Origin of the sequence: Polymorphobacter sp. PAMC 29334 (assembly GCF_019431245.1) — a bacterium.
GTDB lineage: Bacteria > Pseudomonadota > Alphaproteobacteria > Sphingomonadales > Sphingomonadaceae > Polymorphobacter_B > Polymorphobacter_B megasporae.
Window position 1 is genome coordinate 2,567,517 of the sequence record NZ_CP080243.1, and the last position, 21,682, is coordinate 2,589,198.

Here is a 21,682-nt window from a genome sequence, read left to right on the forward strand (position 1 = left end):
GACCGGTGTGCGCGTTATGATACCGCCCCCGACTCGACAGGACAATCATGATCCGCGACGACATCAAGGCCGCCACGACCACCGCGATGAAAGCCAAGGACAGCGCCCGGCTCGGTGCGCTGCGCCTCATCTCGGCGGCGTTGAAGAACAAGGACATCGAGCTCCGCACCGGCACGCCGCCCGCCGACGACGACGTGCTCGTCGCCGACGTGCTGACCAAGATGGCAAAGCAGCGCCGCGAATCGATCGAGATGTACGTCACCGGCAACCGTCCCGAGCTGGCCGACGCCGAACGCGCCGAGCTCGGCGTAATCGAGGGGTTCATGCCGCAGCAAATGGCGGCGGGCGAAGCGATGGCGGTCATTCGCGGGCTGGTCGAGGAGCTTGGGGCGAGCAGTGTCAAGGACATGGGCAAGGTTATGGCCGCATTGCGCGAGCGTTTCGCCGGGCAGATCGACATGTCGTCCGCGTCGGCGATGGTGAAAACAGCGCTCTCGTCCTAAGTTGGGCGGGTGACCCTCGCCCCCACCTTTCTTGACGAACTCCGCGCCCGCGTCGCGGTGTCGACGGTCGTAGCGCGCCGGGTCAAGCTGACCCGCGCCGGGCGCGAGATGAAGGGCTGCTGCCCGTTCCATAACGAGAAGTCGCCGAGCTTTTTCGTCAACGACGACAAGGGCTTCTACCATTGCTTTGGCTGCGGGGCGCACGGCGACGTGATCCGCTTCGTCGTCGAGCAGGAGGGGCTCGGCTTCATCGACGCGGTCAAGTCGCTCGCCGCCGAAGCTGGACTGGCGGTGCCCGAGGAGACTCCTGAAGCGCGCGAGCGGGCACAGGCGGCGGAGGGGCTCCACGACGTTACCGGCAAGGCGGCGGCGTGGTTTTCCAGCCAGTTGCGCGATGCCGGGGGCGCGACCGCGCGCGACTATCTCGCTAAGCGCGGTCTCGCGGACAAGACCGTCGCAGACTTCGGCCTCGGCTACTCGCCCGATAGCCGGACCCGCCTCCGCGCCGCGCTTGCCAGCGTCGGTGACGCCAAGCTGATCGAGACAGGGCTGCTGATCCAGCCCGAGGCCGAGGGGAATGCGAAGCCGGGCGATCCGTACGACCGCTTCCGCGGACGGCTGATGTTTCCGATCCGCGATCCACGCGGTCGAGTTATCGGCTTTGGCGGACGTATCCTCGGCGACGGCCAGCCCAAGTATCTGAATTCGCCCGACACGCCGTTGTTCGACAAGGGGCGGACGCTTTACAATCTCGACCGCGCCGGGCCGGTCGCGCGCAAGTCGCTGCGGCTGATCGTCGTCGAGGGCTACATGGACGTCATCGGCCTCGCGCAGGCGGGGTTCGCCGACGCGGTCGCGCCGCTCGGCACCGCGCTGACCGAGGCGCAGCTCGGGCTGATGTGGCGCATCGTGCCCGAACCGGTGCTGTGCTTCGACGGCGACGCGGCGGGGCAGCGGGCGGGGCTGCGGGCGCTCCACCGGGCACTGCCGCTGCTCGAGGCCGGCAAATCGCTGCGCTTCGCCACCCTCCCCCTGGGCAAGGACCCCGACGATCTTGTCCGCGCTGGCGGACCTGCCGCGTTCGACGCCGTCCTCGCCGCCGCCGAGCCGTTGATCGACCGGCTGTGGCGGAGCGAGACCGAGGGCGTCGACACGGCCACCCCCGAACGCCGCGCCGCCGTTCTTGCAGCGCTCGATGCCCGCGCTGCGGAGATCGCCGACACCACCCTCCAGCGCTTCTACCGGACCGAGCTCCGCGAGCGTTTCTACGCTTTGTTCAAGCGCCCCGAGCGGACCCCGTGGCAAAAAGGCGGCCCCCCGCCCCGTGCCGCGTCGCCGGGTATCCTGCGCGCCGCGCGTCCCGACATGGGCGACGCGATGGTGCGTCAGGTCCTCGTCGCCTGCCTCCTCCGCCCCGAGTTGATCGACGCGGGGTTCGAACGGCTGGCCGGTCTGCCGGTCGCCGACCCGGCCCACGCCGCGCTCGTGACCGCGCTACTCGACGCCGCGACCGCAGACCCTGACGCCAGCCCGGTCGCCCTCCGCGCCCATCTCGACGCGCGGGGTGCCGGTGCCGCCGCCGATGCCATCCTCGCACGGCATCGGCCAGGCGTCGGCAACCTCGGTTTTGTCCGTGCGAGCACTCCCAGCGCCGACGCCCGCGAACAATTCGTCAAATTTCTCGATGCCTTGCTCGCAACGGCGCGCGTGGGGGATGACATTGCCGCAACCAATTCCCATTTCCGGATGAGCATGGCCGAGGCCGATTTTGACGCGGTGCGACGCAACCATCAAGCGCGTGCCGAATTGTCCGATAAGGATCATGTTATTGGAATTGTCGCCGATACCGAGTAAGCGGCTCCACCGCCCTCGCCCGAGTCGTCGTTATCGGTTGGCGCGACACGCTTGATTGGACGAAAGCAGATTATGGCAAAAGCGAATGGCGCCGTCGTGGAAACCGATACGAAGCCCGATACCGACGGTGCGCCGTTGCTCGATCTCAACGAAGCATCGATCAAGAAGCTGATCGCGCGCGCCAAGAAGCGCGGCTACATCACTTATGACGAACTGAATGACGCACTGCCGCAGGTCTCCTCCGAGCAGATCGAGGACGTCATGGCGGCGCTGTCGGAGATGGGGATCAACCTCATCGAGAACGACGAGCCCGCCGAGGAAGGCACCGAGACCCCGCGCGCCGCCGCCGACGATGACGAGGAAGAAGAAGCCGTCGAGGGCGACCCCGCCGTCGCCGCTCCGGTTGCGGTCAAGGCCGCCCCGCTCGACCGTACCGACGACCCGGTCCGCATGTACCTGCGCGAGATGGGCGCGGTCGAACTGCTCAGCCGCGAGGGCGAAATCGCGATCGCCAAGCGCATCGAGGCCGGGCGCAACACGATGATCGCCGGCCTGTGCGAATCGCCAATGACCTTCACGTCGATGATCGACTGGTCCGACGCGCTCAACGAAGGCCGGATGCAGCTCCGCGAGATTCTCGATCTCGACGCGATGCTGGTCAAGCCGCCGGTCGAGGGCGATTCGGGCGAGGTCGGCACTGGCCTGCCCGCTGTCGCCTACAAGGAAGACGGCGAGCCCGATATCGTCTCGGCTTCGGCCGACGAGGACGAGGAGGAAGCCGCGTTCACCGGGCGGACCAAGCCCGACGGCACCGCCGCGATCCCCGACGAGGACGACGAGGACAACACGCTGTCGCTCGCGGCGATGGAGGAACTGCTCAAGCCCGACGCGCTGGCGAAGTTCGCCGAGATCACCGCGACGTACGGCAAGTTCAAGAAGCTGCAGGAGAACCGGCTGTCGGCGTTCCGCGTCAACGCCGCGTATCCCCCCGCCGATGAGCGCAAGTATCAGAAACTGCGCGAAGAACTGACCGCCGGGGTGCAGTCGGTCCACTTCAACAACAACAAGATCGAATATCTCGTCGACCAGCTGTACAGCTACAACCGGCGCCTGCTCGGCCTCGGCGGGACGATGATGCGTCTCGCCGACCGCCACAAGATCAACCGCAAGTCGTTCCTCGACGAATATATGGGCCACGAGCTCGATGCCGGCTGGACCGCGCGCGTCGCTGGGATCGACAAGAAGTTCGGTGCGTTCGCGCTTGCTGAAAAGCAGGCGGTCGAGGACGTGCGCCTGGAGATCGCCGACATCGCGCAGGCGACCGGCGTCGACCTCGGCGAGTTCCGCCGGATCACCAACATGGTCCAGAAGGGCGAGCGCGAGGCCCGGATCGCCAAGAAGGAAATGGTCGAAGCGAACCTGCGTTTGGTCATCTCGATCGCGAAGAAGTACACCAACCGCGGCCTGCAATTCCTTGATCTTATTCAGGAAGGCAACATCGGCCTGATGAAGGCGGTCGACAAGTTCGAGTACCGCCGCGGCTATAAGTTCTCGACCTACGCGACGTGGTGGATCCGCCAGGCGATTACCCGCTCGATCGCCGACCAGGCGCGGACGATCCGTATCCCGGTCCACATGATCGAGACGATCAACAAGCTCGTCCGCACCAGCCGCCAGATCCTCCACGAGATCGGCCGCGAGCCGACGCCCGAGGAACTTGCCGAGCGGTTGTCGATGCCGCTCGAGAAGGTCCGCAAGGTGATGAAGATCGCCAAGGAGCCGATCAGCCTCGAGACGCCGATCGGTGACGAGGAGGATTCGCACCTCGGCGACTTCATCGAGGACAAGAATGCGATCATCCCGGTCGACGCCGCGATCCACGCCAACCTCAAGGAAACGGTGACGCGCGTCCTCGCGTCGCTGACCCCGCGTGAGGAGCGCGTGCTGCGGATGCGTTTCGGCATCGGCATGAACACCGACCACACGCTCGAAGAAGTCGGCCAGCAGTTCTCGGTCACCCGCGAGCGCATCCGGCAGATCGAGGCGAAGGCGCTGCGCAAGCTCAAGCACCCGTCGCGGTCGCGCAAGATGCGGAGCTTCCTCGACGTCTGAGGTTGCCCGCATGGCGGAGCCGCTCTACGGTTGACCCATACGTCAACCACCAAGGCTCCGCCCCCATGCGCTTCGAAGGCACCGCCGGCTATGTCGCCACCGACGACCTCAAGGTCGCGGTCAATGCGGCGACGACGCTCCGCCGCCCGCTCCTGATCAAGGGCGAGCCCGGGACCGGCAAGACCGTCCTTGCCGGTGAAATCGCCCGCAGCTTCGGCGCGCCGCTAATCGAGTGGAACGTCAAGTCGACGACCAAGGCGCAGCAGGGCCTGTACGAATATGACGCGGTCAGCCGCCTGCGCGACGGCCAGCTCGGCGACGCGCGCGTCCGCGACATTTCGAACTACATCCGTCGCGGCAAGATGTGGGAGGCGTTCACCTCCCCCGCCCTCCCCGTCCTGCTGATCGACGAGATCGACAAGGCCGACATCGAGTTTCCGAACGACCTGCTGACCGAACTCGACCGCATGGAGTTCGACGTCTACGAAACCGGCGAGCGCGTCATCGCCGCCCAGCGCCCGATCGTCATCATCACGTCGAACAATGAGAAGGACCTGCCCGACGCGTTCCTGCGCCGCTGCTTCTTCCACTACATCAAGTTTCCCGACCGCAGCACGATGGAGTCGATCGTCGCGGTCCACTTCCCCGACATCCAGAACACGCTGGTCCGCGAGGCGCTCAACATCTTCTACGACATCCGCGAGGTGCCGGGCATGAAGAAGAAGCCAAGCACGAGCGAACTCCTCGACTGGCTCAAGCTGCTGATGCACGAGGACCTGCCGCTCGAGGTGCTCAAGTCGCGTGATACCAAGACGTTGATCCCGCCGCTGCATGGCGCGCTGCTCAAGAACGAGCAGGACGTGATGCTGTTCGAGCGGCTGGCGTTCATGTCGCGGCGGCAGGGCGGACAGGGCTGACCTCAGCGCAAATGCGGGAGCGACCAGTCGCCGAATATCGCGGCGGTCCGCAAAGCGAATACCGTCACCCCGGTGCAGAACGCCGCAAGCGACTTCGACGCGCCGGTCCGCCGGACGAGCAACACCATCACGATCGCCCCTGCGATCGCTGCGGTGGCGTAGAAGTCGGCGCGGAGGATGCGCGGGATCTGCGCGGTCAAGACATCGCGCAGCACCCCGCCACCACAGCCGTTGACGACCGCGATGGCGATGACGCTCGCGCCGTTGAGGTCGTAGTCGAGTGCCTTTCGGGCACCCGCGACGGCGGCGAGGGCGAGCCCGGCGGCTTCGATGACGTCGATCACGCGCGGAGGCGTCCATGTTGCAACTGGACCGGTTGCCAAACCAGCGACAACGACCGCGCTCGCGCCGATCAGTGCGATGATCGGGTAGCGCCGGTCGCGGAACGCCGCCGGCGGGTGTTCGCCGAGCAGAATATCGCGCATCACCCCGCCACCGACCGCGCCAACGAACGCGAGCACCGCGATGCCGAAGATGTCGAGGTCGGCACGTGCCCCCGCCAGTGCGAACTCGGTCGACAAGATTAGCGTCGCGGCGAGGTCTATCGTCGTCAGCAGGCGGTCGCGGATGCGGATCATGGCCGGTCTCGATCCCTCGGTCGCTTTGGTTCTGCGCGTGACGATGCCCCGGCGACGCACTACCGTCCAGCGGTCCGCCTCCGGAGTGCGCCTGTGTTCCTCAACTTCCTTGCTGAACTTCGCGCCGCGAAGATTCCCGCGTCGCTCAAGGAGCATCTGACGCTGCTCGAGGCGATGAAGGCGGATGTGATCGACTATAAGGTCGAGCAATTCTATTATCTTGCGCGGTCCTGCTACGTGAAAGACGAAGGGTTGCTCGACCGCTTCGACCAGGTGTTCGGCAAGGTGTTCAAGGGCATCGAGACCGTCATCGACACCGGTACCGCCGAGATCCCCGAGGAATGGCTGCGCAAGGTCGCCGAGCTCCATCTGACCGAGGAGGAGATGGCCGAGATCAAGAAGCTCGGGTCGTGGGACGAGATCATGGCGACGCTCAAGCAACGTCTCGAGGAGCAAAAAGGCCGCCACGAGGGCGGGTCGAAGTGGATCGGCACCGGCGGGACTTCGCCGTTCGGCGCGAACGGCTACAACCCCGAGGGCGTTCGCACCGGCCAGGATGCCGGACGGCAGGGCAAGGCGATCAAGGTCTGGGACAAGCGCGAGTTCAAGAACCTCGACGCAACGGTCGAGCTCGGCACGCGCAACATCAAGCTCGCACTACGCCGCCTGCGCCGCTTCGCCCGCGACGGCGCGGCCGACGAGCTCGACATGGACGCCACCGTCAGCGGCACGGCGAAGAAGGCGTATCTCGAGATCGTCATGCGCCCCGAGCGGCACAATGCGGTCAAGGTCCTGCTGTTTCTCGACGTCGGCGGGTCGATGGACCCGTTCATCAAGCTGTGCGAGGAGCTGTTCTCGGCGGCGCGGACCGAGTTCAAGCACCTCGAATTCTTCTACTTTCACAATTGCCCGTACGAGGCGCTGTGGCAGGACAACCGGCGGCGCTGGACCGAGCGGACGCCGACGCTCGACCTGCTCCACAAATTTCCCCACGATTACAAGCTGGTGTTCGTCGGCGACGCATCGATGTCGCCGTACGAGATCAACTACCCCGGCGGCTCGGTCGAGCATTGGAACGAGGAAAGCGGCGAGACGTGGATGCGCCGGATGCTCGACGTCTACCCGGCAGCAGTCTGGCTCAACCCGATCCCCGAGGCGAGCTGGAGCCATGGCCAGTCGATCCAGATGATGAAGAGCATCATGGAGGACCGGATGTACCCGCTGACGCTCGGCGGGTTGGATCTGGCGATGCGGGAGCTGACGCGGGCGCGGTAAGCTCTGTAATTTCGATCTGTCGGCTGAGTTCTGAACATTCGTATCATGTCACTAGACGAGTCGGCAGGCGTCGTATCAATGGAATGCATGCTTCTTCAGGAAATTGCATGCCGACCATCTATCGCGAAGCAGGCTACCGCTTCCACTTCTATGCACAGGACCACGCTCCGCCGCATGTGCATGTCGAAAAGGACGGTCGCTCCGCCAGCTTTTTTCTGCGCCCGGTGCGAATAGCCTCGAACGATGGCTTCAAGGCACGAGATTTGGCGCGGCTCGAAACCATGGTAAGGCTCAGCGCGAAAACGTTCGAGGACGCGTGGCATGGCCACTTTGGCACGACAGACGAATGAAGGGTATCGAGGAAGCGAGCGTGCAATGGACGTTCGCTTCGCAGATGATCAGCTTGTCGTCGATCTCCGCGATGGACGAACGATTTCAACACCAATTATTTGGTATCCGCGTCTTCGCGATGCGTCCGATGAGGAGCGCGGCAACTGGCGGCTCAATGGCTCGGGCATCGGCATCCACTGGCCCGACATCGACGAAGACCTCAGCGTCGAGGGTATGCTCGACGGCCGGCCTGCGGTCGGCTGGGACCGTTAAGCCCCCGGCGGCGGCGGGAGCGAATACAGCCAGACGTTGATCAGGACGACGACGCCCGCGCCGACCATCAATCCTGCCTTCAACCGGTTGCCGTAGCCGGTCACCAGCGCCCAAATGCCGAACCCGGCGAGAAGCAGTCCGGCGAGTGCGCCGAGCGACAGTAACGTCTCGATCATACCGCGCGCCCCTGCTCCAGAGTCGCGAGCCGCAGCGCCCGAGCGGCTACGAAACCCGCGCTGACGGAGACGACCGCCGCCGCCTTAGTCGACGTCGCTCGCTCGTCACGAAGGACAATCAGGTCAGGCTGCGGCATTCGTCCTCCGGCGTCGTTCCGGCGGGTGTGTACACGACGCAGCCGCTAGAAGGCGATCCCTGCGGTGACCGCGATCGCCTGGTCACGATAGCCGCCACTCGACGAACGGCGGTCGTAGCCGACCCGCAAGGCGACCATGTCCTGCGCGTAGCCGAGGTCGGCACCGTAGCTCGTCTCCTCGGCGCGCGCGACGTCGCCGACCAGTTCGACCGGTCCGCCGCCACTGACGAAGCTTGCGACGGTCGTCGTCGGGCTGGCGTTGAACTGGTGCGCGTAGGCCCCGTGCGCCTCGACCTTGAGCTTGCCGTCGCCATAAGCGTGGATGTACGCCAGCGCGAGCTTGGCGGTGTCGGTCGTCACGGTGTCGCGCTGGCCCGCGACCGCGAGCGCGAAGTTCCCCGCCCCGCTTTCGGTGTAGCCGCCCTGACGCAGGCTCGTCCACGCGATCGCGTTCGACGGGGTCAGGCGGAACGCGCCGAAGTTGAGCTTTGCCCCGAACGTCAATCCGGCGCCGAACTGCGTCCCCGTCCACGCTGCGCCGACGGTGTCGGATATCGAGCCGATCGCCAGCGTCCGCTTCGACGTGGACTTGACGTGCGCCGCGAGGCCGGTCGCGGTGACGAAGAAGCCGCGCCATGTCCACGCCGCATAGGGTTCGACGCCGGTCGTCGTCACCGGCACGTTGAACCCCGGCGCGGTGCCGACGCCGTCGTGATGGATCGTCGTGTAGTCGGCGAGGAAGGCGAGACCGACCGCGTCGATGCCAAGGAGCGATGTGTCGACGCCGCCGGCGAAGCCGAACCCGGCGGTGGTGAAGCGGTCCTCGTTGGTCCCCGCCGCTTGGGTGGAGAAGTCGCCGAGTTCCTGCGCCCAGATCTTGACGCCGTAGCTGTCGTCGTTGCGCACTGGCCGCGCGAAGTCGGTCAGCAGCGCGACACGATCCGCCGCAGCGCCGAACCCGGCATCGGCGGCGCTTTGCGCGGCGCGAAGCTGGGCGCGACCGAAGCTTGGCGGGGTGATCTGGCGATACGCCGACAGCACCGACGCCTGGTCGGGCAGGTTGGCGATTGCCCCCGCTTCGGTCGGGCTGTTCGCGAGCGCGATCACCGACTGATCGTACAGCGTCGCCTGCGCACCGGTCAGGCCGGCCTGCGCTGCGGTTTTGCGGGTCAGGCCGAGCGAAAGGGTCGTCGGCGTCAGGACGGGCGCGGTCGCGGTGAACAGGTACGGCGAGCTCGTCGCATCGACCAGCGTGGCGAGGTGGTCGGTGGTGATGCCGCCCGCCGCCTGGATGATCGTCACGTTCTGGTTCAGCGCGAGCGACTGGAGCGCGACCGAGATCGTGCTGGTGCCGGTAAAGCTCGCCGATCCGTTGACGGTCAGCGCTGCGCCGCCCGAACGGATCGGCAGGACGAGCACCGAATTGCCCGTCGCCGCGAGCGAAGCGAGGACCGTCGGTCCGCTCGCCAGGCTGAGGCGCGCGGTGTCGGTCAGCGTCACCGCGATCGGCGCGGCGGTGGTGAGCGCGCCGGTCAGTGTCGAGGTGCCGCTCAACGCCAGCAGGTTCGATGTCGACGTGCCGAAGCCGACGGTCCCGTTGATCGTTCCGGCGGTCAGCGCCAGCGTCGTCGGGCCATTGCCGAGAACGACGTCGCCGGTAATCGTGCCGCTATTGGTCACGGTGACCGCTGCGGTACTTCCGGTCAGGTCGATGGCGCGCGCGAAGCCGTTGGTACCGGTCGCGGTGGCGGTGATCGTCCCCGAGTTGTTGATCGAGGTCAGCGTCCCCGACCGGTCGAGGATCGCGGTGCTGCCGTTGCCGGCGCCCACCGATGAGACGATGATCGTGCCGCTGTTGACGATCGCGCCGACATTGGACCCCACCTCGGCGACGACACCATAGCCCGCGCCGCCCGGTCCGACCGGCGTCGATCCGCTCGCTGCCACGGCCGAAGTCGCGACGGTGATCACACCGGCGTTGACGACCTGCGGAACGACCGCCCCGGCGAGCAGGTCGACGCCCGTCGAGCTCGCGTCGAGGCTCGCCGATGAGATCGTCGCGGTGCTCTGGTTGTTGATCCCGCCGATCAGCGTCGTCGTCGCTCCGCCGCCGCCGACACGGAGAGCGACCGCTGCGAGCCCGGTGTTGGCGATACTGGTCTGGAGAACGCCGCGGTTGACGATCGCATAGGCATCGGCGCCCGTGCCCGCGGCGCCGATCGTGATCGCGGTCGGATTGGTCGCATCGGGCGCGACCCACAGCGCGGGCGCGGCGCCGGTGGCGATGATCGAGCCGGTGACCAGCGTGTCGAGCGTCGTATCGACCGCCGCAGCGGCGACCGTCGCACCCGTCGAATCGATATAATAGCGGTCGTTGATCAGCCCGCCGCCGACACTGGCACTGACGCGTTCGGCGGCGATCGCCTGCACCCCGGCGACGAGCACGCCGGTCGTCGCATCGGCGGCGCGGATCGTTCCCGCCGAGATCGAGCCGCCGGTATTGACCGTGCCGCTGACCGGCGCCGCGATGAGCAGGCCATAGCCGCCCGCTCCCGAGGTCTCGTTCGTCCCCGTCAGCGTCAGGTTGCCGGTGATCGGCGCGGTGACCGACACCGCGGTCGAATTCGCGCCGGTGACGCCGACCGAGCGCAGCCCGATCGAGCCGGTGAACGGAGCCGCGACCGCGACGCCGATCGCCCCGTCGCCAGCGACGGTCACCGACCCGGCGGTGCCCGACGAGATCGTGCCCGTCACCGGGCCGGCGATCGACACGCCGACATTGCCGCTGCCGCCGGTCGCCGACAGGGCAACACTGCCGTTGTTGACGAAGCCGATCGGATTGCCGGAATTGATCAGCACGCCGATCGACCCGGTCGTCGCGCTCGAACTGATCGCCCCGCCGTTGGTCAGCGTATTGCTCGAATTGATCGTCGCCGCGGTGCCGCTGGTCACCGCGATCGCACCGCCGGTAACGAGCGTGATGTTGCCGGCGCTGCTGTTCGCGGCGGTCGCAGTCGCCACCGGCGTCGTCTGCGAGGCCGAGATGCTGAGATCGTCGGCGCGTGCCGCTGTGGTGATGGACGTGGCGATGGTGGCAAGCGCGAGCGACGCGGCGGTGCCGCAAAACAGACGGTGACGATGCAAAACTACACTCCCGGACCCCGACACCATTCCGGCATCGAGTGCATACGTTGGTCGGTCGCGAATTCCCCCTCGCTGGATTTAACCATGTCCCGGTGTCCGCTCGCGCTGCGGCATCCCTCGACTTGCGGGCCGAGGACCGGCAATAGCGGCGCGTGGAAAATATCTTCGATCTTCTCGTCATCGGTGGCGGCATCAATGGCGCGGGTATCGCGCGCGATGCGGCCGGGCGCGGGCTGAAAGTCGCGTTGCTCGACGCCGGGGATCTCGGCGGCGCAACCTCGAGCGCGTCGACCAAACTGATCCACGGCGGCCTCCGCTACCTCGAATTCTACGCCTTCGGGCTTGTCCGCAAGGCGTTGGCCGAGCGCGAGGTGCTGCTCGACATCGCCCCGCACATCAGCTGGCCGCAGTCGTTCGTCCTGCCGCACTCGCCCGAGCAGCGTCCCGAATGGATGCTCCGCGCCGGACTGTGGCTGTACGACCACCTCGCGCATCGCGACGTCGTGCCGGGCTCGAGCCGAATCGACTTGCGGCAGGACCGGGCGGGGCGCGCGCTCCAGCCGCAGTTTCGCACCGCGTTCCGCTATTGGGATGGCTGGATCGACGACGCGCGGCTGGTCATCGCCAACGCGCAGGACGTCGCCGCGCGCGGCGGGACCGTCCTGCCGCGAACCCGCGTCGTCCGCGCGACCTACGATGGCGCGTTGTGGACCGCGACGCTCGGCGACGGGAGCGAACTCTTCGCCCGCCAGATCGTCAACGCCGCCGGACCATGGGCCGGAGAGGTCGCGCGGACCGTCCTCGGTCGCAACGACGCCCCCGCGTTGCGGCTGGTCCAGGGCTCGCACATCGTCACGCGGCGGGTTCACCTCGGCCGCGACGCCTTCATGTTCCAGCAGCCCGACGGGCGGATCGTCTTCGTCCTGCCGTACGAGCACGACTTCTCGCTGATCGGCACGACCGAGCACAGCGTCGACGACGCCAATGCGGTCGCGGTCACCGCCGACGAGGCCGATTATCTCCTCGCGGCGGTCAACCGCTACATCGCGCGTCCGCTGACGCAGGCCGACATCGTCCATCGCTACGCCGGGGTGCGCCCACTGATCCTCGAGGCGGGCAAGGGCGAGCGCGAGACGAGCCGCGATTACACCCTCGTCGAGCACGCCGGCGTCCCCGCGCTGACCGTCGTCGGCGGCAAGATCACCACCTACCGCGTCCTTGCCGAGGCGGTGCTGGCGAAGATCGCGCCGAAGTCGAAGAAGTGGACCGCGACCGCCCCTCTCCCCGGCGGTGCCATCACCCGCCTGCCGGGCGAAAACGGCCAGACAGCGTTCAAGCGCTGGCTCGGCCACCTGACGCAAGCCTATGAGAATTATGATCCTAAGCTGATCGAACGCCTCGGTCATACGCTTGGCACCGCGACCGAGCCGTTACTCGCGGCCGGGCTTGGCGACAATCTCGGCGGGGTCTTCGAAGCCGAACTCCAGCACTTCCGTGACGCCGAATGGGCGACGACCGCCGATGACGTGCTGTGGCGGCGGACGAAGCTCGGCCTCCACCTCGACGCAGCCGCAAAGGCGCGCGTCGCGGCGTGGTTCGGCGAGGCGACCCCGCCCGACGACGGCATCGAGGCCGCAACGCACCGGTTCGCGGTGCCCGGGCAGGACTAGAAGTCGGCCTTCAACGCGGCGTAACCCGAGACCTGCCCGCCGTCGCGCGCGTTCTCGATCCCCGGCCCGCCGGCTGCGATGAACGACCAATGCGGCGACAGGCGGTAGGTGCCGCCGACGCTGATCCCGGTAAAGGCGCGGGCGTTACGCGCATCGGGGCCGTGGTGATAGACCTCCGCCCCGACCGACGCGCGTGCGCCGATCGCCCGGCTGACGGCGATCCCGCCCGTCCAGAAGTCGCGCTCGCCGGGGTTGAGCTGGTAACCGCCGCCGCCGAACACCGACCATTTGCCCCAGTCGCGCTCGGCCCACACCGGCAGCAGGAGCGCAACCCGCCCCGGGCCGAAGCGGCGTCCCCCGGTTGGCACGAACACGCGCGGGAATACGCTGATATCGGGGAGCGCCGAGCCCTCGCTCTGGTGCAAGACCTTGTATTTGACCGCGAGCTCGACGTTGCCCGCCCCAACGGTTCGCCCGCCGTCCGACGTGTCGAACGCGAGCGGGACAACCGCGGTGAGCTGGATGTCGCGGAAGCCGCCATAGTTGAAATCGACCCCGCCCGCCCCCGATACCGCGCCGGGAACCTGCGAGGCCGCGCCGTAGAAGTAGACCTCGTAATGGCCGAGATCGGTCGGTTGCGGGTCGTCGGTGACGTACGGCGGCCCGGCGGCGGCGGGCACCGCGAACACGGCAAGACCGATGGTGAACGAGCGGCGGAACATCGCGCCGCGCCTATCGCGCAAGCCGCAGGCTGGCCACCCCGAAGTTTGCGCGATCATCCGTGGCAGCAGCCGAAATTTCCGATCATCACTCCGCTGTATAAAATTACCTCCGCCGAGATCGCGGCTCCAGTCATCAGCGTCACCCCGGCGCAGGCCGGGGCCCATCGTCGTGCAGGCACCGAACCTCGCATTGCGCGGGAAGTTGGGTCCCGGTCTTCGCCGGAATGACGGGTGGGAGGGCCCGTCGTTGTTATCCCCGCAAAGCTGACCACACCCCTGATCCGCTTTCACGAAATAACCCTGTCCTACACGCAACTTATCCGCCAGCCTGACAGGATGACTTCCTACTTTCCCTTTAATAGCGATTGGCGGCGTGCCACCGCTACGGCGGGACGTAGATTTCGTTTCGACGTGGCGTCAGGTTCATCAACTTCGTCAAGCTGGCCTGACACTTTCAGGACTGCGAATCGACGGTGCGCGGCGAATCGACTCGAAGCTGGCCTAAGCCGCCAGACAGTGCGCGAAGATATCGGCATCGACATTCCCGCCCGACAGCACCACCACCGCGGTCTTGCCGCGCAGATCGACCCGCCCCGTCAGCGCCGCCGCGAGCGCCACCGCGCCGCCCGGTTCGACGACCAGCTTCAAGGTGCGGAAAGCGAAGCCGACCGCCTGCGCTGCCTCGGCGTCGGTCACCGCGACCCCCGTCGTGCCGTGATCGCGCAGGATGTCGAAGGTCAGCGGTACCGTCACCAGCGTCTGGAGCGCGTCGCAAATCGTTGCGCGCGGCGAATCGACCGGAACGATCGCACCGCCCGACAGCGACCGCGCGACGTCGTCATAGCCGGTCGGCTCGACCGTAATGACCGGGAGGCCCGAGCCGAGCGCAAATCCGCTCGCGAGCCCGCCGCCACCGCAACAGACGAGCGCGAGGTCGGCGACAACGCCTGCCGCCGTAAGCTGCTCGGCGACTTCGAGGCCCGCGGTCCCCTGCCCCGCGACGATGTGAGGGTCATCGTACGACGGCACCACAGTGGCGCCGGTGACGGCGGCGAGACGCGTCGCGATGGCGGCGCGATCCTCGGTGTAGCGGTCGTAGAAGACGACGTCGGCGCCGTAGTCACGGGTGGCATCGACCTTCACCCCCGGGGCGTCGCTCGGCATGACGATCGTCGCGTCGATGCCGAGCAGCCGCGCCGCGAGCGCCACTCCCTGCGCATGATTTCCGCTCGAAAAAGCGACGACTCCGCGCGCGCGTTCGGCGGCGGTCATTGCGGCCAAGCGGTTGTACGCACCGCGAATCTTGAACGATCCGGTGCGCTGGAGGCACTCGGGTTTTAGCCAGATTTGACCCCCGCAAATCGCATCGAGAGCATCGGCGCGCAGGAGCGGCGTGCGGACCGTCACACCGTGCAAGCGAACCGCTGCGGTTCGCACATCATCAATTGAAACCATTGAAAAAGCGTCCCTTTTTGGCCCAAGCTAAGCTGTTGATCGGCCAAGCGAATACATCAAAAAACACCACCGAAAAAAACTGCTTTACACGAACCACCCTCGTCCCTAGATACGCCCTCGCTGCCCCAAGGGACTTCCACCGCAAGGCAGTTTCGGTGCTACCCGCTTGTAGCGAACTGACTCCCGGAGGTCCCTTGAATTGCATAAGCCCAGCAACGCGCTGGGGGTAGCCCGCGACCGTCGTCCGTCGCAGCCCGTTACCCTCGTCCGCCCGCACGCCGCTACCCGCGCCGCCGAGTTCTTCGCGCAGAAGTTTCCCGGCACGTCGATGTACGCGGTCAAGGCGAACCCGTCGCCCGACCTGATCCGCCTCCTGTGGGATGGCGGGATCACGCACTATGACGTCGCCTCGATCACCGAGGTCCGGTTGGTGCGGTCGCTCCTGCCCGAAGCCGTGCTGTGCTTCATGCACCCGGTCAAACCCGCCGAGGCGATCGCCGAGGCGTACCACGTCCACGGTGTCCGCACCTTCAGCCTCGACAGCGTCGAGGAGGTCGAGAAGATCGTCGAGGTCACTGCGACCGATGGCGTTCCTGCGACCGACCTGACGCTCTGCGTCCGCCTCCGCGTGTCGTCGGCGCATTCGAAGCTCAGCCTCGCCGCGAAGTTCGGGGTCGGCGTCGACGAAGCCGCACCGGTCCTCCACGCCGCCCGGCAGGCTGCCGACGCGCTCGGCATCTGCTTCCACGTCGGCTCGCAGGCGATGAGCCCGCAGGCGTATAGCGACGCGATGGGCCTCGTCCGCGCCGCGATCGTTTCGGCGGGCGTCACCGTCGACGTGATCGACGTCGGCGGCGGCTTTCCGTCGATCTATCCCGGGATGGAAACCGCGCCGATCGAGCGTTACTTCGCCGTCATCCACCGCGCCTTCGAAGACCTTCCGATCAGCTATTCGGCCGAACTCTGGTGCGAGCCGGGCCGCGCGCTGTCGGCGGAATATGCGTCGATCGTGGTTCGCGTCGAAAAGCGCCGCGACGACGTGCTGTTTATCAACGACGGTGCCTATGGCGCGCTGTTCGATGCGGCGCACGTCGACTGGCGCTTCCCCGTCGACCTCGTCCGCGATGTCGAATCGAACACCAAGAAGCTCGCGTTCAGCTTCTACGGGCCGACGTGCGACGACGCCGACTTCATGCGCGGCCCGTTCATGTTGCCTGCCGATATCCGCGCCGGCGACTATATCGAAATCGGCATGCTCGGCGCGTACGGTTGCGCGATGCGGACGGCGTTCAACGGCTTCGGCAACGGCGAGACTTTGGTCGCCGACGACGAGCCGATGGCGTCGAACTACACCGTCACCGAACCGTCACGCGAAGTCGTTACGTCGATTCGCGAAGCGCGGAGCTAGCCGCTTCCCTCTCCCCTTGAGGGAGAGGGACGGTTGCGCACTTGCGCGACCAGGGTGAGGGAGCGTCACCCGCGCATCACTCACCCTCACCCTGGCGCTGAAACGCGCCGTCCCTCTCCCTCAAGGGGAGAGGGAAGAAAGGACCATCATGACCGACCTGACCAACCGCAAGGCCGAACTCCTCTCGACCCAAGTCGAGCATATCGACATCCGCAGCTTCGACGCGCGGCCAATCATCGACGGCATGTCGAAGATGAGCTTCACCAGCCGCGACCTTGCGCGCGCGACGGGCATCTACAACGCGATGCTGGCGGACAAGGACTGCTCGATCTTCCTCGTCATCGCCGGCTCGACCAGCGCGGGCGGGTGCATGGACCTGTACGCCGAACTGCTGCGGTCGAACATGATCGACGGCATCGTCGCCACCGGCGCGTCGATCGTGGACATGGATTTCTTCGAGGGTCTTGGCCACAAGCACTATCAGGCGCTTGAAATCCCCGACGATAACATCCTGCGCTCGCTCTACATCGACCGCATCTACGACACCTATATCGACGAGGAGCAGCTTCAGGACTGCGACGGCACCATTTTCGAGATCGCCGAGAGCCTCGAGGCCAAGCCGTACAGCAGCCGCGCGTTCATCCGCGAGATGGGCCGCTATCTGTCGAAGCACGGCAAGAAGGACAACAGCCTCGTCAAGCTGGCCTTCGAGCACGACGTGCCGATCTTCTGCCCCGCGTTCGTCGATTCGTCGGCGGGCTTCGGGCTGGTCAAGCACCAGGTCGAGCGGATGAAGGCGAAGCAGCCGTACATGGTTCTCGATGCAATTGCCGACTTCCGCGAGCTGACCGACATCAAGATCAAGGCGGGGACGACCGGCCTGCTGATGATCGGCGGCGGCGTCCCGAAGAACTTCATCCAGGACACCGTTGTCTGTGCCGAGATCCTCGGCCACGAAGACGTCAAGATGCACAAGTACGCCGTCCAGATCACCGTCGCCGACGTCCGCGACGGCGCGTGTTCGTCGTCGACGCTCAAGGAAGCGGCGTCTTGGGGCAAGGTCGAGACGACGCAGGAGCAGATGGTCTTCGCCGAAGCCGGGTCGGTCATGCCGCTCCTCGCTTCGGATGCATACCACCGCGGTCACTGGAAGGACCGGGTCGTCCGCAGCTACGGGAAGATGTTCGACGACTGAGCGCGGCCGGCGCCTAGCGAAGCGGACGCACTTCGCGTCCGTGAGCTAGCGCGGACTCGCGCGAAGTCCGGCCGGCGGGGCGGCTGTTTAACGCAGCCGCACCCGTCCGACGAAGGCGCGGGCTTTGCCCGTGCCCCGCCAACCCAGGTCACCGAACGAACTTCGCCACCAGCTCCACATGCGTCGACCAGCGAAACTGACCAACCGGCCAGAGGCGTTCGAGCCGATAGCCGCCCTCGACCAGCATCGCCGCATCGCGCGCGAAGGTGTTGGGATTGCACGATACCGCGACGATGACCGGGACCTTGCTCGCCGCGAGTTCGGCGACCTGAGCCACCGCTCCGGCGCGCGGTGGATCGAACACGACTGCGTCGAACCGCGCCAACTCGGGCCCGGTCAGCGGCTTGCGGAACAGGTCGCGATGCTCGACGTACACCCGCGCCCCTGCCAGTCGCGCAGCGCTGCCCAGCGCTGCGGTGGCACTCATCGACCCGTCCGCCGCGAGCACCTTCGCCGTTCGGGCGAGCGGCAGTGCGAATGTCCCGAGCCCGCAGAACAGGTCGGCGACCGCCCCCGCCCCGTCGGCCGCTGCCACCACCGCTGCTTGCAGCGCCGCCTCTCCCTCGCGTGTCGCCTGGAGGAAAGGCGCGGGCGGCAGGACCACCGGCACGCCGCCGAAGCGCAGCACCGGCGGGCGCGCCTCGGTCACCGTCTCGACCCCGTCGGGCCCCTCGACCGACAGGCGCGCGAGATCGTTGGCGGCGGCGAAGGCGTTCAGTCGCTCGATCTCGGCAAGACTGCGCGCGGCGACGTTGGCGAGCAGCAGGTCGACCCCGCTCTCGCTCTCGGTCAGCGTCACCCCCGCGCCTTCACCGTCCTTGAGCGCCGCGTCGAGCAGGCTCCGCAGGGGCGCGACGAGCGCGAACAGCCCGGGGGTCAGCACCCAGCATTCGTGCATGTCGACAATGCGGTGGCTCGCGTCGGCGTTGAAGCCGAGCGTCAGCGTCTTGCCCCGCTTTACCGCGCGCAGCGAAGCCCGGCGTCGGCTCCGCGGCGGCGACAGGGCAACCGGCTCGATCGCGCCGACTGCGACCTTGGCGGCGTCGAGTGCCGACATGATCCGCGCCGCGACCCAGCGCTCGTACGCCGGATCGGTGACGTGCTGGAGCTGGCAGCCGCCGCACTCGGGGAAATGGCGGCACGGCGGCGTCGCGTGGTCGGGGCCGGGCGCGATCTCGAACGGGTCGAAGCGGACGCGGTCACCGGCTACTGTCGCGGGGACGAAGCGCCCGTCGGCGGTGACGCCGTCGCCGCGCGCTGCCATGCGGACGATGTCGACCCAGTCGGTCATAGCCCGGCCAGCGCCGCCGCGACTGCCTCGGGCAGGTCCTCGGCAATCAGCCCTGCCCCGCATCGCCGCCCGGCGTCACCGTGGAGCCACGCCCCGGCACACGCTGCGTCAAACGCGTCATAGCCCTGCGCGAGACACGCGGCGATGACCCCGGTCAGCACGTCGCCCGATCCCGCCGTCGCCAGCCACGGCGTCGCATGGGTGTTGATCGCGGCGCGACCGTCGGGAGCGGCAATCACCGTCGCCGCCCCCTTAAGCAGGACAACCGCGCCGACCTTCGCAGCAGCGGCGCGGACGCGGTCGAGGCGCGATCCGGGCAGGTCGCCGAACAGGCGGACGAACTCGCCCTCGTGCGGCGTCAGGACCGCCGGGCCGGCCAGCGCCGCCGCCAGCCCAGCCGGGTCACCTGCGAACAGCGTGAAGACGTCGGCGTCGAGCACCAGCGGCAACCCGCTCGCAAGCACCGCGCCGAGCCGCGCGCGACCGTCGCCCAGCCCCGGACCAGCGGCGATCGCGGCGAAGCGGTGGCGGGCAAGCAACGCCGTCACCGCCGCAGCGTCGTCGGCTTCACGGACCATCACGGCATCGAGCCGCGCCGCGTTCTCGGCAAGCGCCCCCGCGGGACAGGCGATCATCGACAGCCCCGCGCCGCCGCGCAACGCCGCGCGCGCCGCCAGCCGCGCCGCTCCCCCCTGCCCCGCCGGGCCGCCGAGCGTCAGAACGGCCCCACGCGCATATTTATAACTGTCGGCAGCAGGTTCGAACGACGGCGGCGGCGCGGTTCCCCACGTCCGCGCCCTGCTCGCATCAATCCCGATGTCGGCAACCACGACCCGCCCGCAGCGCGCAGCGGCGAGGAGATGGACCGGCTTGAGCGCGCCGAACGAAACCGTCAGGTCGGCGGCGATCGACTCGCCACCGCCATCGTCGGTGAACAGCCCGCTCGGCACGTCGAGCGCGACGACGACGTGGGCCGCTGCCGCAAGCCGCGCCAGTTCGCCCGCCAGTCCCGGCTCGACCGGACGGCTCAACCCGATCCCGAACACCGCATCGACGAGCACATTCGCAGGCTTCGCACTCGCAATTGGCTCGACCGCCCCGCCCCAGCGGGCCGCCATCGCCCGCGCATTGGCGGTGGCCGGTTCACCGGTCGCCGCCACCCGCACCGCGACCCCCGCAATCGCGAGATGCCGCGCGGCGACATAGCCGTCGCCGCCGTTGTTGCCGGTCCCGCACGCCACGACGACATCGCGCGGCGAGGCAAAAGCGAGCACCGCGCGCGCCGCCGCCGCCCCCGCGCGCTCCATCAGGTCGAGCGGGTCGATGCCGCCCGCGAATAGCGCCGCTTCGGCAGCGCGCATCTCGCCGGCATCGAGCACCGGCGGCAGGGTCAATCGGCTTGCCATAATGCGATGCTGTAGTATCACTCGCTCCCGATGACACCCCGCTTCCTCGCCCCCGCCCTCGCGCTCGCCGCAGTCGCCGCGCTGGGAGCCTGCGCCCAGTCGCCGTTGTACGACAGCAAGGCGGTCGCCGGCGGCACCCACGACGAGGTTCCGCGCGACGGCAACGGCGAGCCGATGCTCGGCGCGGTCCGTCCAATCCCGGTTGGCTCACTCGCGCTGGTGGCGCCAAGACCGGTCGCACCGTAGCGCCGGTTCGTCGTCCGCAACCACGCTGCGCAGGTCGTTCGAAGCAACACAATTAGGACATAAGGTCGTCTGATGCCGCACGAGCATGTTGCCGTCACGACCCGCGATGGCATCTGCCCTTGCTAAGCCGTCACGCCCGACGGCAGCGGCCCGTGGCCTGCGGTGATCTTCTACACCGACGCCGGCGGCATGCGGCCCGCCATGCTCGACATGGCGCAGCGCCTCGCCGACGCCGGTTACGTCGTCCTGCTCCCCGACTTGTTCTACCGCTATGGGCCCTATGGACCGTTCGTCCCTGCCGAAGTGTTCGTCGGTGATTTTCGCGCGATCCTCGGTCCATTGATGGCGACGACCGGCAACGACAAGGCCGCCGAGGATAGCGACGCGTTCCTCGCCTATCTCCGTTCGCGTGACGACGTTGCGGGCGGCGAGTTCGGCGCGGTCGGATTTTGCATGGGTGGTGGAATGGCGCTTGCGGCGGCCGGGACGTATCCGGATCGATTCGCCGCCGTCGCCAGTTTTCACGGCGGCAATCTAGCGACCGACGCGCCGGAAAGCCCTCACAGGCTGGCACCGAAGCTCGAGGCCGAAGTCTATATCGGCGCCGCCGAGAACGATGGCAGCTATCCGCCAGACATGGCGGAACGGTTCGAGCAGGCACTCGATCAAGCCGGCGTGCGCTACGATACCGCGACTTACCGCGCGGCACACGGCTGGATGATGCCGGACTTTCCCGTCTACGACCATGATGAAGCCGAGCGCGGCTGGGTCGCGATGCTCGCTTTGTTCGACCGGACGCTGCGCGGCAATTAGCCGACGACGCTGATCGGCCGCTCAGCCGACCTTCGATGCGACGACGCATGATTCCCG

Annotated in this window: 19 protein-coding genes; 12 read left to right on the forward strand and 7 right to left on the reverse strand. The window is 67.4% G+C overall.

Translation table 11 applies throughout. The annotated features are described in order from the left end of the window. The first annotated feature begins 47 nt into the window (after positions 1–47). The 4 genes from KZX46_RS15895 (at position 48) to KZX46_RS15910 (ending at position 5,386) form a co-directional block, all read left to right on the forward strand. Positions 48–503, forward strand: a complete 456-nt coding sequence (locus KZX46_RS15895; RefSeq protein ID WP_219774787.1) for a GatB/YqeY domain-containing protein — start codon at positions 48–50, stop codon at positions 501–503. Between the two features lie 9 nt (positions 504–512). Continuing rightward, positions 513–2,357, forward strand: a complete 1,845-nt coding sequence (gene dnaG, locus KZX46_RS15900; protein ID WP_219774788.1) for a DNA primase — start codon at positions 513–515, stop codon at positions 2,355–2,357. Positions 2,358–2,429: 72 nt separating this feature from the next. Next, entirely contained in the window at positions 2,430–4,469 is a 2,040-nt protein-coding gene (rpoD, locus tag KZX46_RS15905; RefSeq protein ID WP_216707768.1) for an RNA polymerase sigma factor RpoD, read from the forward strand. A 65-nt stretch (positions 4,470–4,534) separates the two neighbouring features. Continuing rightward, on the forward strand, positions 4,535–5,386 hold the full coding sequence (locus KZX46_RS15910; protein ID WP_216707769.1) for a MoxR family ATPase: 852 nt from the start codon (positions 4,535–4,537) through the stop codon (positions 5,384–5,386). Between the two features lie 2 nt (positions 5,387–5,388). Here the strand turns inward: KZX46_RS15910 and KZX46_RS15915 are convergent, their stop codons facing one another. After that, a complete protein-coding gene (locus tag KZX46_RS15915; RefSeq protein ID WP_219774789.1) occupies positions 5,389–6,024 on the reverse strand; it encodes a trimeric intracellular cation channel family protein in 636 nt (211 codons plus the stop codon). 93 nt (positions 6,025–6,117) lie between these two features. On the opposite strand from KZX46_RS15915, the gene KZX46_RS15920 reads away from it, so the two are divergent. The 3 genes from KZX46_RS15920 to KZX46_RS15930 all read left to right on the forward strand — a co-directional run bounded on the left by KZX46_RS15920 (position 6,118) and on the right by KZX46_RS15930 (position 7,902). Next, the gene (locus KZX46_RS15920) at positions 6,118–7,299 is read left to right on the forward strand and encodes a VWA domain-containing protein (RefSeq protein ID WP_219774790.1); all 1,182 of its coding nucleotides are present in this window, start codon (positions 6,118–6,120) and stop codon (positions 7,297–7,299) included. A gap of 107 nt (positions 7,300–7,406) precedes the next feature. Next, positions 7,407–7,649, forward strand: coding sequence for a DUF4160 domain-containing protein (locus KZX46_RS15925; protein WP_219774791.1), 243 nt, complete (start codon positions 7,407–7,409; stop codon positions 7,647–7,649). Further along, a complete protein-coding gene (locus KZX46_RS15930) occupies positions 7,621–7,902 on the forward strand; it encodes a DUF2442 domain-containing protein (RefSeq protein WP_216707773.1) in 282 nt (93 codons plus the stop codon). Before KZX46_RS15925 ends, KZX46_RS15930 begins: the two co-directional genes overlap by 29 nt. Here the strand turns inward: KZX46_RS15930 and KZX46_RS15935 are convergent. Then, positions 7,899–8,078 carry a hypothetical protein gene (locus KZX46_RS15935; protein ID WP_216707774.1) on the reverse strand — a complete coding sequence of 60 codons (180 nt, stop codon included), beginning with the start codon at positions 8,076–8,078 and terminating at the stop codon, positions 7,899–7,901. The two genes, KZX46_RS15930 and KZX46_RS15935, sit on opposite strands and share 4 nt — an antisense overlap. Positions 8,079–8,260: 182 nt before the next feature. Then, positions 8,261–11,359 (reverse strand): autotransporter domain-containing protein, encoded by a 3,099-nt coding sequence (locus KZX46_RS15940; protein WP_219774792.1) that lies wholly within the window; start codon positions 11,357–11,359, stop codon positions 8,261–8,263. Positions 11,360–11,511: 152 nt separating this feature from the next. Between KZX46_RS15940 and glpD the strand changes: the two genes are divergently transcribed. After that, a complete protein-coding gene (gene glpD / locus KZX46_RS15945) occupies positions 11,512–13,029 on the forward strand; it encodes a glycerol-3-phosphate dehydrogenase (protein ID WP_219774793.1) in 1,518 nt (505 codons plus the stop codon). On the opposite strand, the gene KZX46_RS15950 is transcribed toward glpD, so the two are convergent. Continuing rightward, positions 13,026–13,751 carry a hypothetical protein gene (locus tag KZX46_RS15950; protein WP_219774794.1) on the reverse strand — a complete coding sequence of 242 codons (726 nt, stop codon included), beginning with the start codon at positions 13,749–13,751 and terminating at the stop codon, positions 13,026–13,028. The two genes, glpD and KZX46_RS15950, sit on opposite strands and share 4 nt — an antisense overlap. A 501-nt stretch (positions 13,752–14,252) precedes the next feature. Beyond that, the gene (locus KZX46_RS15955) at positions 14,253–15,206 is read right to left on the reverse strand and encodes a threonine/serine dehydratase (RefSeq protein WP_219774795.1); all 954 of its coding nucleotides are present in this window, start codon (positions 15,204–15,206) and stop codon (positions 14,253–14,255) included. A gap of 199 nt (positions 15,207–15,405) precedes the next feature. Here KZX46_RS15955 and KZX46_RS15960 point away from each other — a divergent pair, with 199 nt between their 5' ends. Beyond that, complete coding sequence (locus KZX46_RS15960; protein WP_219774796.1) at positions 15,406–16,614, forward strand: type III PLP-dependent enzyme; 1,209 nt, start codon at positions 15,406–15,408, stop codon at positions 16,612–16,614. A 148-nt stretch (positions 16,615–16,762) separates the two neighbouring features. Next, on the forward strand, positions 16,763–17,809 hold the full coding sequence (locus tag KZX46_RS15965) for a deoxyhypusine synthase (RefSeq protein WP_219774797.1): 1,047 nt from the start codon (positions 16,763–16,765) through the stop codon (positions 17,807–17,809). A 148-nt stretch (positions 17,810–17,957) separates the two neighbouring features. Here the strand turns inward: KZX46_RS15965 and KZX46_RS15970 are convergent, their stop codons facing one another. Then, the gene (locus KZX46_RS15970) at positions 17,958–19,160 is read right to left on the reverse strand and encodes a class I SAM-dependent RNA methyltransferase (protein ID WP_219774798.1); all 1,203 of its coding nucleotides are present in this window, start codon (positions 19,158–19,160) and stop codon (positions 17,958–17,960) included. Next, entirely contained in the window at positions 19,157–20,566 is a 1,410-nt protein-coding gene (locus KZX46_RS15975) for an NAD(P)H-hydrate dehydratase (protein ID WP_219774799.1), read from the reverse strand. The genes KZX46_RS15970 and KZX46_RS15975 overlap by 4 nt, the downstream gene beginning before the upstream one ends. 30 nt (positions 20,567–20,596) lie before the next feature. On the opposite strand from KZX46_RS15975, the gene KZX46_RS15980 reads away from it, so the two are divergent. Continuing rightward, positions 20,597–20,812, forward strand: a complete 216-nt coding sequence (locus KZX46_RS15980; protein ID WP_219774800.1) for a hypothetical protein — start codon at positions 20,597–20,599, stop codon at positions 20,810–20,812. A gap of 162 nt (positions 20,813–20,974) precedes the next feature. After that, a complete protein-coding gene (locus KZX46_RS15985; RefSeq protein ID WP_219774801.1) occupies positions 20,975–21,625 on the forward strand; it encodes a dienelactone hydrolase family protein in 651 nt (216 codons plus the stop codon). Positions 21,626–21,682 lie beyond the last annotated feature (57 nt).

Coding starts and splice junctions, on each gene's coding strand:
- KZX46_RS15915 (WP_219774789.1), bottom strand. CDS start 6,024: ATGATCCGCATCCGCGACCGCCTGCTGACGACGATAGACCTCGCCGCG.
- KZX46_RS15925 (WP_219774791.1), top strand. CDS start 7,407: ATGCCGACCATCTATCGCGAAGCAGGCTACCGCTTCCACTTCTATGCA.
- KZX46_RS15970 (WP_219774798.1), bottom strand. CDS start 19,160: ATGACCGACTGGGTCGACATCGTCCGCATGGCAGCGCGCGGCGACGGC.
- KZX46_RS15910 (WP_216707769.1), top strand. CDS start 4,535: ATGCGCTTCGAAGGCACCGCCGGCTATGTCGCCACCGACGACCTCAAG.
- KZX46_RS15980 (WP_219774800.1), top strand. CDS start 20,597: ATGACACCCCGCTTCCTCGCCCCCGCCCTCGCGCTCGCCGCAGTCGCC.
- KZX46_RS15930 (WP_216707773.1), top strand. CDS start 7,621: ATGGCCACTTTGGCACGACAGACGAATGAAGGGTATCGAGGAAGCGAG.
- KZX46_RS15935 (WP_216707774.1), bottom strand. CDS start 8,078: ATGATCGAGACGTTACTGTCGCTCGGCGCACTCGCCGGACTGCTTCTC.
- KZX46_RS15950 (WP_219774794.1), bottom strand. CDS start 13,751: ATGTTCCGCCGCTCGTTCACCATCGGTCTTGCCGTGTTCGCGGTGCCC.
- KZX46_RS15895 (WP_219774787.1), top strand. CDS start 48: ATGATCCGCGACGACATCAAGGCCGCCACGACCACCGCGATGAAAGCC.
- KZX46_RS15955 (WP_219774795.1), bottom strand. CDS start 15,206: ATGGTTTCAATTGATGATGTGCGAACCGCAGCGGTTCGCTTGCACGGT.
- KZX46_RS15965 (WP_219774797.1), top strand. CDS start 16,763: ATGACCGACCTGACCAACCGCAAGGCCGAACTCCTCTCGACCCAAGTC.
- KZX46_RS15975 (WP_219774799.1), bottom strand. CDS start 20,566: ATGGCAAGCCGATTGACCCTGCCGCCGGTGCTCGATGCCGGCGAGATG.
- rpoD (WP_216707768.1), top strand. CDS start 2,430: ATGGCAAAAGCGAATGGCGCCGTCGTGGAAACCGATACGAAGCCCGAT.